General features: G+C 61.4%; 14 protein-coding genes and 1 tRNA gene. 3 read left to right on the top strand and 12 right to left on the bottom strand.

Translation table 11 applies throughout. The features are described 5' to 3' along the window. Positions 1 to 106: 106 nt before the first annotated feature. Positions 107 to 307: a hypothetical protein gene (locus tag HALLA_RS11235; RefSeq protein WP_049953441.1), complete on the bottom strand. Its 201-nt coding sequence runs from the start codon at positions 305 to 307 to the stop codon at positions 107 to 109. A 101-nt stretch (positions 308 to 408) separates the two neighbouring features. Between HALLA_RS11235 and HALLA_RS11230 the strand changes: the two genes are divergently transcribed. Next, positions 409 to 1,680, top strand: a complete 1,272-nt coding sequence (locus HALLA_RS11230) for a YihY/virulence factor BrkB family protein (protein ID WP_049953440.1) — start codon at positions 409 to 411, stop codon at positions 1,678 to 1,680. 232 nt (positions 1,681 to 1,912) lie between these two features. Here the strand turns inward: HALLA_RS11230 and glnA are convergent, their stop codons facing one another. Next, positions 1,913 to 3,268, bottom strand: a complete 1,356-nt coding sequence (gene glnA / locus HALLA_RS11225; RefSeq protein ID WP_049953439.1) for a type I glutamate--ammonia ligase — start codon at positions 3,266 to 3,268, stop codon at positions 1,913 to 1,915. A gap of 126 nt (positions 3,269 to 3,394) precedes the next feature. On the opposite strand from glnA, the gene lrp reads away from it, so the two are divergent. Beyond that, entirely contained in the window at positions 3,395 to 3,859 is a 465-nt protein-coding gene (gene lrp / locus HALLA_RS11220; RefSeq protein WP_049954094.1) for an HTH-type transcriptional regulator Lrp, read from the top strand. A gap of 299 nt (positions 3,860 to 4,158) precedes the next feature. Here the strand turns inward: lrp and thsB are convergent, their stop codons facing one another. The 9 genes from thsB to HALLA_RS11175 form a co-directional block, all read right to left on the bottom strand. After that, the gene (gene thsB, locus HALLA_RS11210) at positions 4,159 to 5,814 is read right to left on the bottom strand and encodes a thermosome subunit beta (protein ID WP_049953437.1); all 1,656 of its coding nucleotides are present in this window, start codon (positions 5,812 to 5,814) and stop codon (positions 4,159 to 4,161) included. 283 nt (positions 5,815 to 6,097) lie between these two features. Then, positions 6,098 to 6,799, bottom strand: a complete 702-nt coding sequence (locus HALLA_RS11205) for an SOS response-associated peptidase (RefSeq protein WP_049953436.1) — start codon at positions 6,797 to 6,799, stop codon at positions 6,098 to 6,100. Positions 6,800 to 7,592: 793 nt separating this feature from the next. Beyond that, positions 7,593 to 7,673: transfer RNA gene (locus tag HALLA_RS11200), tRNA-Ser, on the bottom strand. Between the two features lie 62 nt (positions 7,674 to 7,735). Further along, complete coding sequence (locus tag HALLA_RS11195; protein WP_049953435.1) at positions 7,736 to 7,954, bottom strand: hypothetical protein; 219 nt, start codon at positions 7,952 to 7,954, stop codon at positions 7,736 to 7,738. Between the two features lie 72 nt (positions 7,955 to 8,026). Next, positions 8,027 to 9,238 carry a threonine ammonia-lyase gene (gene ilvA, locus HALLA_RS11190; RefSeq protein ID WP_049953434.1) on the bottom strand — a complete coding sequence of 404 codons (1,212 nt, stop codon included), beginning with the start codon at positions 9,236 to 9,238 and terminating at the stop codon, positions 8,027 to 8,029. Positions 9,239 to 9,504: 266 nt separating this feature from the next. After that, positions 9,505 to 10,050, bottom strand: coding sequence for a gamma-glutamylcyclotransferase family protein (locus HALLA_RS11185; protein ID WP_049953433.1), 546 nt, complete (start codon positions 10,048 to 10,050; stop codon positions 9,505 to 9,507). A gap of 45 nt (positions 10,051 to 10,095) precedes the next feature. Further along, on the bottom strand, positions 10,096 to 11,244 hold the full coding sequence (gene citZ / locus HALLA_RS11180) for a citrate synthase (RefSeq protein ID WP_049953432.1): 1,149 nt from the start codon (positions 11,242 to 11,244) through the stop codon (positions 10,096 to 10,098). A gap of 222 nt (positions 11,245 to 11,466) precedes the next feature. Further along, positions 11,467 to 11,640: a hypothetical protein gene (locus HALLA_RS20635; protein ID WP_157231364.1), complete on the bottom strand. Its 174-nt coding sequence runs from the start codon at positions 11,638 to 11,640 to the stop codon at positions 11,467 to 11,469. A gap of 145 nt (positions 11,641 to 11,785) precedes the next feature. Continuing rightward, complete coding sequence (locus tag HALLA_RS11175; protein ID WP_049953431.1) at positions 11,786 to 12,142, bottom strand: cell division protein SepF; 357 nt, start codon at positions 12,140 to 12,142, stop codon at positions 11,786 to 11,788. Between the two features lie 164 nt (positions 12,143 to 12,306). Between HALLA_RS11175 and HALLA_RS11170 the strand changes: the two genes are divergently transcribed. Next, the gene (locus tag HALLA_RS11170; RefSeq protein ID WP_049953430.1) at positions 12,307 to 13,272 is read left to right on the top strand and encodes a transcription initiation factor IIB; all 966 of its coding nucleotides are present in this window, start codon (positions 12,307 to 12,309) and stop codon (positions 13,270 to 13,272) included. Positions 13,273 to 13,380: 108 nt separating this feature from the next. On the opposite strand, the gene HALLA_RS11165 is transcribed toward HALLA_RS11170, so the two are convergent. Next, the gene (locus HALLA_RS11165) at positions 13,381 to 13,860 is read right to left on the bottom strand and encodes an RNA-binding protein (RefSeq protein WP_049953429.1); all 480 of its coding nucleotides are present in this window, start codon (positions 13,858 to 13,860) and stop codon (positions 13,381 to 13,383) included. Positions 13,861 to 14,054: the final 194 nt, after the last annotated feature.

Here is a 14,054-nt window from a genome sequence, read left to right as displayed (position 1 = left end):
GAGGCCTCACGTCGATCGAGTCGGTTCCCCTTCGACCGAGCCGGTTCTCTCTTCGGTTGAGTCGATTCCGCCTTCGATTGAGTCGGTTTCCCTTCGACCGAGCCGGTTACTCAAGGTCGGCGTAGAGTCGAACGAGGCCGCACTCCGGACAGCACACCGCGTCGACGCCGGTCGTCGATCCGACGCCGAGTTTCCCCAGCAGGCCGCTTCGTTTGCCGGTGTTGATGGTGAGCGAAAAGCCGTCCTGGGATCGAAGCGTCGTCTCTTCCATCGTCACGGCACAATCGGGACATCGAGTGTCGTTCATGGGGACTGTCTCGAGAGCCACCCATAAAACGGTGTGTCTGGCTGAGCGTCACTCGAATCGGAGGCTCTCGATATTTGGCGCTCGAGTGCGACTAGTACGCCGTGACTGATTACAGACGGCTCCTCGAGGTGGGCCAACGCGCCGTCTCGCTCGCGCGCACCGAGCAATTGACGCTGTTAGCTGCCGGCGTCGCCTACTACGCGTTCGTTTCGCTCGTCCCGTTGATGTTGCTCGCGCTTGCGCTCGCGGCGACGATCGGTGGCGAACAGCTCACGGAATACGTAACGAGGGCGGCCGACGACGTGCTCACGACCTCCGCACAGCAACTGCTCACCGAAACGATCGTCGATGAGACGGGACGACGAAGCGCGACCGTCATCGGTGCGCTCGGGCTGCTCTGGGGCTCGAGTCGGGTCTTGCGAGGACTCGACCGAGCGTTTTCGAAGATATACGGGACTGTCTCTTCGAAATCACTGATCGATACGTTCTGGGACATCTTGCTCGTCGCGACTGCCGTTACGGGCGGACTCCTCGGGATCACGATCGTCGAGGCAGTGCTCGCGTTCGTTCCGATCATCGGGGCCGCGCTGATCGGCCCCGTGTTGGTTCTGATCGGCCTGTTCGCCGCGTTCCTCCCGATGTTTTTCGTCTTTCCAGGGGTCGATATCGAACTTCGCGAAGCGATTCCCGGGACCGTCGTGGCCTCGCTCGGCTGGTTTCTCCTGAGCCGAGTCTTTTCCGTCTACGCAGGGTTTGTAGACGAATACGCCGTCTACGGCGCACTCGGGGCGGTGTTTCTCGTTCTCATCTGGCTCTATATCGGCTCGATCATCGTCATCTTCGGCGCGATCATCAATGCGGTCCTTGCGGGTCGTGATACGGATCGGCAGCTACAAAGTCCCGGCGTGCGACAGGTTTCGACAGAAGCGATGACCGACGACGCTACGGGTGCTGACGGAGACCGATCGGACGACCGCACGAGCGCCCAGACGCGGGACAGAGCCGACGATCCGGAGGCGCTCCGAGAAGAGATCGAGCGGCTTCGAGACCGCCTCGAGTCCTTCGAAGCCGATGTCGACCGACGGACGGTCGAACGCGATTCGCTCGAGGGCGAACTCAAACGATACGTCCGGGGCCGGATCCGACGGGGGCATTTCGTGGGCTGGGGACCGTACGTCGTCTTGCTCTACGGGACGGCGATGGCCATCGCGGCGTTTTACTTCCTCGAGGGTATCTGGGCGATCCTCGCGATGTTTACCGTCTGGACCTCGACGCTCGGAGTCTACGTCCTGATGGTCCTGTTCGGTGCCGGGATTTCGGTACTCGGGATTCCGGGACGAATACGCAACCGAATCGGCGAGTGGCGATCCTGAGCCTGCGTCACTACCTCAGCGGACACGGCGAGGGGCGCGCCGCCCACGAATCGATTGTTCTGCGGCGACTGGAGTTCCCGCTTCGATCGCTGCTGGCTCGAGTAGTGGTTCTCGAGGCGGGAGAAAGCTGGTTCGAGAGAACTCGGTTCAGTCGCAACTGACGGCTTGATGCGCGGACGCAAAGAGAGGAGAGAAAACCGGTCGCAAGCGGCCACAGCAACTGCGGGTCGTCCTAGAACGTCTCGAGGTACCGGTCGAGTTCCCACTGGGAGACGTCGACCAGGTAGTCCTGGAACTCCTGACTCTTGGCTTGGACGAACTTCTGTCCGATGTGGTCGCCGAGCGCGTTGTAGATGACCTCGTCCTCCTCGAGGGCGTCGACCGCCTCGCCGAGGTTCGTCGGGAGCGTCTCGATGCCGTACTCCTCGCGCTTTGCCTCGTCGAAGTCGTAGATGTTCTCGCGGACCGGGTCCGGACACTCGAGTCCCTTCTCGATGCCGTCGAGTCCGGCGTGGATGAGCGCGGCGAACGCGAGGTACGCGTTACACGACGGATCGGGGAAGCGGGCTTCGATACGCGAAGCGGCCGGGATGCGCGCGGCCGGCTTACGAATTAGCGCCGAGCGGTTGCGGTCGGACCACGCGATGTAGACGGGCGCTTCGTAGCCCGGAACCAGGCGCTTGTAGCTGTTGACCGTCGGGTTCGAGATCGCCGTGATCGCCGGCGCGTGCTCGAGGATCCCGGCGGTGAAGGCGTGAGCTTCCTCCGAGAGGTCGAACTCGTCGTCGCCGTCGTGGAACGCGTTCTCGCCGTCCTCGGTGAAAAGCGAGAGGTGCGTGTGCATTCCCGAGCCGTTGATCTTCGGAATCGGCTTGGGCATGAAGGTTGCGTGCAGGTCGTGTTCGGCGGCGATTGCGCGAACGACGGTGCGGAAGGTACCGACGTTGTCAGCCGTCGTGAGCGCGTCGTCGTACTCGAAGTTGATCTCGTGTTGGCCCTCTGCGACCTCGTGGTGACTGGCTTCGATTTCGAAGCCCATGTCCTCGAGCCCGTAGATGATGTCGCGGCGCACGTCGCTGGCGAGGTCTTTCGGTGCGAGGTCGAAGTAGCCGCCGGCGTCGTTGGTCTCGGTCGTCGCGCGGCCTTCTTCGTCTTCCTCGAACAGGAAGAACTCCGGCTCCGGTGCGGCGTTGACCGTATAGCCGAGGTCCTCTGCACGCTCTAGGGCCTGCTTGAGAACGTAGCGCGGGTCGCCTTCGAACGGCTCGCCCGTCGACGTGTTGTACACGTCACAGATCATTCGGGCGGAGGCGCTTTCCTCGCTGTTTCTCCACGGCAGGACGGCGAACGTATCCGGATCCGGAACGAGGCGCATATCGGACTCCTGAATGCGAACGAAGCCTTCGATCGAAGAGCCATCGAAATAAATCCCGTCGGTGAACGCTTTTTCGGCCTGTCGGGCCGGAACGGAGACGTTCTTGACGGTGCCGAGGATGTCGGTAAACTGGAGTCGAAGGAAGTCGACATCCTTCTCTTCGATCTCCTCCAATACGTCCTGTTCTGCAGATGTGATGTTTCCGCTTGTCATCTTTCTCGTCGTCCTATCCGACGATCCCTACTACTAAAACCCTACTGTATCGAGCAAATCTTCTACTCCCCCGAGGAAATTGGATATTCGTAAAGTTCTAATGTGATGGGTGCGTGGGTTGATGTGATGACGTACGAAAATCTCGATGCAAAGTTGGTGAATGCGTTGCTCGGTGACGGCCGGGCGAGCCTCCGAAGTCTCGCCGAGGAACTCGACGTTTCTGTGACGACCGTCTCGAATCACCTTTCGGATCTCGAGGATCAGGACGTAATCGACGGTTACACCCCTCGAGTCGACTACGATGCGGTCGGCTACGACGTAACGGCGGTCATCCAGCTCAAAGTCGAAGGGAACGCGCTCCCCGACATCACCGAAACCCTCCGCGACCACCAGCAGATGACGAGCGTCTACGAGGTTACTGGCGATTACGACGTGATCGCTATTGGTAAGTTCGTCGACACCGACGGAATGAACGAACAGATCAAAGCGCTGCTGACCGATCCCGACATCAAAGCCTCGAACACGAGCGTCGTGCTCAACACCGTTTCGGAGAACGAACAGTTCGAACTCGAAGTCCGCGAAGACGAGTAACCCTTCTGCGACGCGGCGATTTTCTCGCTACTCGGTGAGCGCCCACGACTGATTCCCGATCACTGCCTGTGTGGCCCCAGAGCGTGTCGTCTCTCGCCCGTCTCGAGTCACCCCTCGCGAGACTCGTTCGCAAAAAATCGTCGAAACAGTCGGTCGTTCGCTATCCCGTCGGCTGGCTGGTTGATGTGTTCTCGAGCCTCGCTCGCGGGCGCGAACGCGCCCCGCTCTCCTTCCCGCGGAACCGTCGGTTCCGCGTCCCTTACGAGGTTCGGAACGAGCGAAGCGAGTGAGAACCTCGCCTACATCATGCCGCCCATGCCGCCGCCCATGCCACCCATGCCGCCTGCGCCGCCGGGTGCGCCACCTTCGTCGTCGCCCTTGTCGGTGGAGAGGTCGCCAGCGGAGATGATGTCGTCGATCTTGAGAACGAGGTTCGCCGCCTCGCTCGCAGAGGTCACGGCCTGCTCTTTGGCGTGGGCCGGCTCGACGACGCCAGCTTCGAAGGTATCCTCGACGTCGCCCGAGAAGACGTTCAGGCCGGCCTTTACGTCGCCGTCCTCGTGGGCTGCACGGAGGTCGACGAGCGTGTCGATGCTGTCGAGACCAGCGTTCTCGGCGAGCACGCGCGGGACGAGCTCGACCGAGTCGGCGAACGCCTCGACGGCGAGCTGTTCGCGTCCGGAAACGGAGTCAGCGTAATCGCGGAGACGCGATGCCAGTTCGACCTCGATCGCACCGCCGCCGGCCAGGACGCGCCCGTCGGAGACGGTCTGGGCGACGACGTCGAGTGCGTCGTTGACGCCGCGCTCGAGTTCGTCGACGACGTGGTCGGTCGAGCCACGAAGGAGGAGGGTAACGCCGTGGGCGTCCTCGCCTTCGACGTAGAACAGTTCGTCTTCCTCGTCGCGGGTGACGTCACCGAAGCCGAGGTCCTCGGCGGTCGCGCTCGCGAGATCCGAGACGACGGCGGCGTCGACGACCTCCGAGAGGAACTCGAGGTCGCTCTTTTTCGCGCGACGAACGGCGAGGATACCCTCTTTGGCGAGGTAGTGCTGTGCGAGGTCGTCGATGCCTTTCTGACAGAAGACGACGTCCGCGTCGAGGTCGACGATCTGCTGGACCTTCTCTTTGAGCTGTTTTTCCTCGCGGTCTAAGAACTGCTGGAGCTGGTCCGGATCCGTCACGGAGACTTCGGTGTCGACATCGGTCTCTTCGATCTCGATCGGATCGTTCAGCAGGAGGATGTTCGCGTCCTCGGCGCTGGTCGGCATGTTATCGTGGACCGGATCCTTGTCGACGATGCCGCCCTCGAGGAGGTCGGATTCGCCGACTGCACGGCCGGTCTGGGTCTCGATGTTCAGGAACTCGAGGTCGACGACGTTCTCGCCGTCGTCCGTTTCGACGGTGACGCCGGAAACGGCGTCCACGATGAGCTGAGAGAGGTGCTCTTTGTTGACCTCGGCACCTTTGCCGGTCATCGAGGTTTCGGCAGTTTTGCGGATGAGTTCCTCGTCGCTGGGGTCGATGTCCTCGGCGATGTCGTCGATTTCCTCTCGAGCCTGCTCTGCGGCCATGTGGAATCCCTTGATGATGGCCGTCGGGTGAATGTCCTGCTCGAGAAGATCCTCGGCGTTCTTGAGGAGTTCGCCCGCGATCGCGACGGCGGTCGTTGTGCCGTCGCCGGCTTCGTCCTCCTGCGTTTCGGCGACCTCGATGATCATCTCGGCCGTCGGGTTGTCGATGTCCATCTCCTTGAGGATGGTGACGCCGTCGTTCGTGATGGTTACCGATCCCATCGAGTCGACGAGCATCTTGTCCATCCCTTTCGGGCCGAGCGTCGAGCGGACGGCCTCGGCGACCGCTCGAGCGGCGCTGATGTTGTAATCCTGCGCGTCCTGGTCTTTGACGCGCTGGGAGTCCTCGCTCATCACGATCATCGGCTGTCCCTGTTGCATTCGCTGACTCATAGTCAGCTGAATCTATGTTTGTCCTTCTATATAAATCTTCACTCTCCGTGTCGATCGGGTTGGTTCGATTGCGGGTTCGATTCCATCTCAAAACCGCAACACCGCGGACGATTTGTGCGGCGAGTGTGTGACACAATAGCGCACAACTGCAAAAACGTGCGCCGTCGTTTCCGTGCTGCTTTTATATTCTACTGTGGGGCACTACACCGACTCGAGTCCGCTAATGGCGCTGACTTGAGCCTGCCGATGGTACTGACTCGAGGACGACCGGTCACACCGACTCGACCAACGACGGCTCGTCGGTCGCCGGACTGTTCACCGCCGTCGAAACCGGGTAGGCGACCATTTCGTCGGCCGGATGGGGTTCGAGCGCCGTCGTCGACGCTGCACCCGTCAGCCAGTCGCGCTCGACCGTCGGCTCGAGAATCGCCGCCATTCGGTGGTGTAACTCGCCGACGAGGTCGTTCGGCGGCGTCGTCACGATCGTGAAGGTCTCGAGCGGCCCCGCCCCGTCGCCCGCCTCGGCGTCCCCAGCGCCGCCGCCGAACGACTCGAGGCCGGTCTGGGTCGTCTCCGGCTCCCAGCGCTCCCAGAGCCCCGCCATCGCGAACGGTCGATCGTCCTCGAACGCGACTCGATACGGCTGTTTCCCGCCGTCGTCAGTCTCAGTCCACTCGTAGAACCCGTCGGCGAGTACCAGCGCGCGACGCTGGTCGTAGGCTTCGCGAAAACTCGGTTTCTCATCGACGGTCTCCGCACGCGCGTTGATCAGCCCGTTGCTATCGTCGTCGGCCCACGACGGCACCAGTCCCCACTCGAGGGACTGGATCGTTTCCGGGTTCTCGCTCGTGATGACGGGCAGGCGCTGGCCCGGAGCCATGTTGTACCGCGGCGCGAACGGCTCGGTAAACCGGGCGTCGAACCGGTCCTCGAGGTCGTCCTGATCGACGAAGAGCGTATAGCGACCACACATACCGATTCCAATGGGGCCCATCGATAAGTCCCTTTCATCGGTGCGGCCGCCATCGAATCGGTGCTCGAATTTCACGCCCCGGGAGGATAGTACACGGTCCATACCGCCCTGGCAGCGGACGGTAGGTGCCCCGTTACCATACCCGTTCTCGGTGGATCGACGGACGATTCCAATGGACGACCGATACGAACTCGTGGTCTGTGACGACGGACTGCTCGAACTGCGCGACCGAGACGACCCCGACTGCTGGATCGCGACCGACTCCCCGCTCGAGATCGAGCGGTGACGCCGACTCGAGTGATTTGGGTGAGAGTACTAGCGCTCGCTCGAAAAACTGCCAAAGAGCGGTTGTTACGGGACGAATTTCGGTGGAAGGAGTCGAATAGTCTCGAGAGTATGTAGGCAGACATTACGAAAAATCAATGTATCCCGCCAGAGTAGCTAGGAGTAAGGAGATGTTAGCCAATATCGTGGCTGTCGCCGTGTTACTCGGCGTCGGCTACACGTTCGTTCGGTGGTATCTCATCGACGATGATGGGCTCAACAGCGAGTGGTTCAACTGACGATCTTTGCTGTACTGACTAGAATTGTCGTCTCGAAGCGGAGTACAAGACCGGTTTGCGGTGCGTTTTCTCGAGGGCTCAGTCGATTTGCTGTCAGGACAGGGATTTGAACCACGGTCGGACGTGCTCGCTCGCGTTGCTCGCTGTGCGCGACCTCCCTGATTCAAATCCCCTCTTCGCGTTTTGTCGAAATCGCGACTCGCTCCGCTCGTCGATTGAGTTCGACAAAACGCCAGGACAGGGATTTGAACCCTGAATCCCAAAGGGAACACGCTTTCCAGGCGTGCGCCTTACCGTTCGGCCATCCTGGCTCACTCGTAGGTAACCGGGTCGGTCGTTTAAAGACTACGATAGTGACCGCGCCCGCCTGCGATCATCGCTCCTCCGCCCGTTTGGCCGTCCACTCGGCGATACGGTGCTCGAGTCCGTAGGCGACCAGGGCCGTCATCCCGCCGACGACAGTGGCGACGAGAACGGCCCGCGTGATCGAGAGCAACGGGCCTCGAGCGAGCGTATAGCCCTGCAACACGGCGAGAAACGCCATCGCACCGACCAAACCCCAGAGGAGGGCAGATTTGCGTCGTGAATGCACTCGCTCGAGCGATGTTTCGGAGCCGACGTAAACGTACCGAAGCTAGTGGAACCGCCGAGCACGCGCGAGCGCTTACACCAGCACGTCGACTTCGTAACCCTCGGACCGAAGGTCCTCGAGGAACGCCTCGACGTGGTCGTGCCCGCGCATCTCGAGGTCGATTTCGACCTCGGTGTCGCTCATGCTGATGTCTCGAGAGGTCCGATCGTGCTGGATGCCGTAGATGTTCGCCCGGTGGGCCGAGAAGATGTCGAGGAGATCCTCGAGCGCGCCGGGCCGGTCCGTGAGGACGGTTCGAATCTTGAGGTAGCGCCCCGTCTCGACCAATCCGCGGACGATGACCGTCGAGAGCATGTTCATGTCGATGTTGCCCCCACAGAGTGCGGGGACGATGACCTCGTCTTCGTCGTAGTCGAATCGCTCGAAGAGCACGGCCGCGAGCGGAACCGCACCGGCGCCTTCGACGAGCGTCTTCGAGCGCTCGAGGAGTTGGACTAACGCCGTGGCGATCCGCGGATCGGAGACCGTGACCACCTCGTCGACGCGCTCGCGGATGATCGGGAACGTCTGCTCGCCGATGCTTCGGGTCGCGATGCCGTCCGCGACGGTATCGACCGAATCGAGCGTGACCAGTTCTCCCTTCTCGAGCGAACTGGCCGCGCTCGAGGCACCTTCCGCTTGTACCCCGATCACGCGCACGTCCGGGCGTTGTTCTTTGATCGCCGTCGCGATCCCGCTGATGAGTCCGCCCCCACCGATCGGCACGACGACGGTGTCGACCTCGGGGCAGTCCTCTATGATCTCGAGGCCGATCGTTCCCTGACCCGCCATCACGTCCGGGTCGTCGAAGGCGTGGAGATAGGTTCTGTCCTCCTCGCGTTCGATTTCGTGTGCGCGCTCGGCGGCCTCGCTGTAGTCGACGCCGTGGAGGACGACCGATGCCCCGTAGTTTTTCGTCGCCTTGACCTTCGCGATGGGCGCGTTTTCGGGCATGACGATCTTCGAGTCGACGCCCGTTCGCGTCGCGGCGAGCGCGACCCCCTGCGCGTGATTGCCCGCGCTCGCGGTGACGACGCCCGCGTCTTTCTCGGCCTGCGTGAGCGTCGCGATCCGGTTCGTCGCGCCCCGAATCTTGAACGCGCCCGTTCGCTGCTGGTTTTCGAGCTTCAGATGGATCTCCGCGCCCGTCAGCGCGGAGAACGTATGCGAGTACTCACACGGCGTGTGTCGCGATGTCTCTCGAACCCGCGGACGCGCCTCGAGAATAGCCTCAAGTGAGAGCATATCCTCGAGTACTCGGGACGAATTGTAAGGATTGCTGTCGGATACTGTCTATCGCCGACCAGTCGATATACACCGCTCATCAGAAGTGTTGAAAGGTAGTGCCGTTACGAGCGAACAGCACTACGGGAATACAGGGAATGCACGGCGTGTGACGTGCGACTATACAGGAGGACCGGGAACATATAAATCTCATGCCTCCGGGGCGGAAGTGAAATCGCAAGCGGGAAGCGAGGTGAAACTGGTGTCTGACGGTAAGCAGACGATCGTCATTCGCCGATCAGTACCACGATTCGATTCCGGTTGAGAAATCGGTGCACGCGTTCGCGAAAGGGGGACGAACCCGGCCAGTAGGCCTCTATCTCACGTTCAGGTTCGATCCCGAGCCGATCGGGGTCACCGATGTACGTCCAGACGATCGACTCGAGATCCGGTCCCTGCGCCGGAACGGTGCCTGGCTCGTCGTACACAGCGACCTCGAAGTCGTCTACGGGCGACGTTGCAGGCGACTCGCCGCGCTGGATTCGTGGCAGCCCCGCTCGCACGTACAGGCCCTGTGCGAGCCCCTCGTAGGCGTCGAGCGCCCCGAGATGGCTCTCGTCGATCGAGAGCACTCGTCCGGTGACGCATCCGCCAGGGACGAGCGTCGGATACGCGCCGTCGACGCGGTGGAGTCCCTCGAGCGTGGCGTCGCCAACGAACGCTGCGTCGAATGCCCTCGCGTTATCGGTCGATCCGGGCTCGCGACCCGTCTCGTCGAGTACGTTCTCGACTCGAGCGGCGTCGGTGAGCGTTCCGTAGACGAAGACGAGCATCGGTTCTCGAAAAAGGCGAATCTTACTGTTCGCTGCGAATCCGTGCTACCGGTCTTCGACCGGAGCGAGTTCCTGTTCGTCCGGACCGGTGTAGCGTGCGCGCGGTCGGATGAGTCGGTTGTCCTCCTGGTACTCGAGGACGTGTGCGATCCAGCCGCTCGAGCGGCTCATCGCGAAGATGGGCGTGTACATGTCGATCGGGATGCCAAGCTGGTAGTAGACCGACCCCGAGTAGAAGTCGACGTTCGGCGCGATACCCTTCTCGACGAGTCCCTTCTCGTCGGTGAGGTAGTCTTCGATGGTCGTGGTGATGTCGTACCACTTCGAGTCGCCGGTTTCGGCGAGCTCGCGGCTTCGCTCCTGAAGGATCTTCGCTCGAGGGTCTTTGACGCTGTACACGCGGTGGCCGAAGCCGGGGATGCGTCGACCTTCCTCGGTCGCTTGCTCGACCCATTCGAGGGGATCGAGTCCGCTCTCGTCGATTTCGATGAGGACCTCCATGACGTCCTGATTCGCGCCGCCGTGGAGCGGCCCCGAGAGGGCACCGATCCCGCCGGTGACACAGGAGTAGATGTCGGCCATCGTCGAGCCGATGACCATCGAAGTGAACGTCGAGGCGTTGAGCCCGTGATCGGCGTGGAGAATCAGCGCCTGATCGAACGTTTCGGCGGCGACCTCGTCAGGTTCCTCGCCGGTCATCATGTAGAGGAAATTGGCCGCGAGCCCGAGACTGGTGTCGGGGTCGACGGGCTCTTTGCCCTGTCGATACCGCTCGAACGCCGCGAGAATCGTCGGGATCTTGGCCGTGATCCGACGCCCCTTGCGCAGTGACGCCTCGCGGTCACCCGGGTCCGCGTCGGGTTCGGGTTCGGATGCAGAGAGCATCGAGACAGCGGTACGCATCGCCGCCATCGGGCGCTCGTCGGCCTCGACCAGCGACTGTATCGTCTCGAGAATGGCGTCGTCTACGTCGCGCTCTGCGGCCATCGCCTCGGAGAACTCCGCGAGTTCCTCTTCGTCCGGAAGCGTTCCGTGCCAGAGCAGGTACGCTACTTCTTCGTAGCTCGCGCCGCGCGCGAGGTCTTCGATGGTGTACCCGCGATACACCAAGCGACCCTCGTCGCCGTCGATGGAGCTGAGTCCTGACTCTGCGACCAACACTCCCTCCAGCCCTTTCTTGAGGTCGTCTGCCATACCTCTCGTTTCGGACCCCGATGGAAAAGTATTGTCGTTTGTCCGCTGTGACGGCCGAATGCGGGCGATGTTGCGGGTACTGAGCGCTATCGGAGAAATTCAGCGAATTTGTTAATTACGCACAGACTACTATAAATAGAACTGTTTTGCGTATAAACTATATCGAAACGATAGAATGTGAAACGCTCGGAGCGAAACGTGGCTTCGCGTCTCGAGGGTCACTCACTCGCTTCGAAGGGAGTCGACCGCCCAGGAGACGACGACGAAACCGACGATCGCGATGACGGCGATAGAGAGGGTCACTTCGCCTCGAGCGATGATCTGGTAGCCGAGAATCGCGATCAGCAAGACGACCGCTTGCCAGAGGTAGTCGGGCACCGAATCGAACGTCGTCATGACAGTCGATCGGTCGACCGAACGCAAGTACCTGGCGATCGCTTCAGTGAACGGATCGGATAGACAGGCAGTCCTGCGGGTCCTGTCGGTGAGGAAAACGAACGTGGGACGAGGATCGACTCGAGAACTGTCTCGACTCGCGCGGCTATCGGCCGAGTTTTTCGCGGCCGATTTTGACGCCGGTCGGGGTGATGATGATCTGGTCGTCGCCTTTCCGAACGATGTCGCCGTCGACTTCGTTTGCGACCTGTCGGAGCTCGTCGACGATGTGTTCGACCGTTTTGTCGTTCGTCCGGAGTCGCGTGATATCCGCGATGACGATGTCGCCGTCGTAGACGGTGTCTTTGATGTCGATGGCGGCTTCCTGTCCGTCGACTTCCGCGACGTGTACCTGCATCGTCGCCTCGGTCGTGTTGTCGGTCACGTCGTCGAGGTTCAACTCGACGTAATCCTCGGCGGATCTGGATTGCTCCCCGCCCAGGATTTTAGTCATAAGTCCCATTGACCGAATTCAGCCTCGCCGTGAGTATAGTTCTTACGTCAGACACTGTCCTGATAGCATGAATTCCTTTGATGCCAACCAGTAGACGACTGCGCAAACGTGTCGATTAGACGGTCTCGCGGTGGCGAGGTGTTAAGGCATCGGGAGGCGAGTATCAAGATGAAATGGAAAGTCCCACCCGTCAACGCGAGCGTGACACCGTAACGGAGCAGGAAGACCAGAAGTCGGATGGTGAACGGGTGTGTGCCGAATGTGAGACCGGAACACTCGTCAACAGCGACGATCAGGGGGAACTCGTCTGCGATCACTGCGGGTTGATCGCCGAGGAGACGAACATCGATCACGGCCCCGAGTGGCGGGCGTTCAACCACTCGGAACGACAGAACAAGTCCCGCGTCGGCGCGCCGACGACGAAGACGATGCACGACAAGGGGCTGACGACGTCTATCGACTGGAAGGATCAGGACGCCTACGGGCGCTCGCTTTCTGCGGACAAGCGCAGTCAGATGCGGCGACTCCGCAAGTGGCAAGAACGCATCCGGACCAAAGACGCCGGCGAGAGAAACCTGCAGTTCGCGCTCTCGGAAACTGATCGGATGGCCTCCGCGCTCGCAATCCCGCGTTCGGTCAGGGAAGTCGCCTGCGTGATGTACCGACGGGCGCTCGACGAGAACCTCATTCGCGGGCGCTCGATCGAAGGCGTCGCAACCAGCACGCTGTACGCAGCCTGTCGAATGGAAGGAATTCCCCGCTCGCTCGAGGAAGTCGCCGCGGTTTCCCGCGTCGACCGCAAGGAGATTGGTCGGACCTATCGCTACGTCGCACAGGAACTCTCGCTCAAAATGGAACCGGTCAATCCGAAAAAGTACGTGCCGCGGTTTTGCTCCGAACTCGAGCTATCCGAGGAAGTGCAGGGCAAGGCAAACGAGATCATCGACACGACGACCGAGAAGGGACTCCTCTCTGGTAAATCGCCGACCGGCTACGCCGCCGCGGCGATCTACGCCAGTTCGCTGCTGTGTAACGAAAAGAAGACCCAGCGCGAGGTCGCGGACGTCGCGCAGGTCACCGAAGTGACGATCCGGAATCGGTATCAAGAACAGATCGAAGCGATGGGAATCCACCAGTAACCTGCGAGTCGTGAATAATCGGGGAGCCGTGAACGATCAGCGAGTCGTGGACGATCGAACCGTGATGAGAATCGGACCCGCTCAGAACCGCATTCTGCCGTCTGAAACCTATCCCGCGAATTCGTAGAGGTCGTCGCCGACGTGGTGTAGCGAGTCGACGACTTTCCCTTCGTCGCCGACCATCTGCGTGCCGTCGACGCGGGCCCGACCGACGGCGAGGATTTTCCCGTGAGACTCTTCGGCGATGACGACGAGGTCGCCCTCGGCGATGTCGCCCGTTGCCTCCGTAATGCCGGGACGCATGACGTCCGCACCGTCGCTGACGAAGGAGATCGCTCCGGAATCGACAGTGACGAGTCGCTTCTCCGGTTCGTGTGCGTTCGCGCCGCGGACGGTGAGAAACGGCTCGTCGTCGAAGTACGCGATCTGCGGTTCGCCGTCGACGAGGATGACCTCCCAGTCGACCGTTTCGAACTCGACGCGTTCGTAGGCGTCGCCGTCGAGTTCGACGCCGAGCTGGTTGGCAAGCGTCGTCTCGAGATCGGAGACGACGTCGCTGCGGAGATGGTGTCGAGATTTGACCTCCATGCTCGTGCGAACGGGCGGTTCGCGTATAAAACGACCGTTCTCGGGGTCGGGCGCTCGCGGTGATGGGTCCGTGTACGCAGAGTTGTTTCTGTCGTATACGAAGCGGTTCCTGCTGTACGCAGGCGTTCACGGCACGCGCTGATGACTCCCGTGTGCGACCATCGATGTGCTCGGCCGACGAGACACTCGTCGTC

The sequence above is a fragment of the Halostagnicola larsenii XH-48 genome, assembly GCF_000517625.1.
Lineage (GTDB): Archaea > Halobacteriota > Halobacteria > Halobacteriales > Natrialbaceae > Halostagnicola > Halostagnicola larsenii.
The sequence above is the reverse complement of the archived record's forward strand: the minus strand, read 5'-3'. Positions and strand labels throughout refer to the sequence as shown.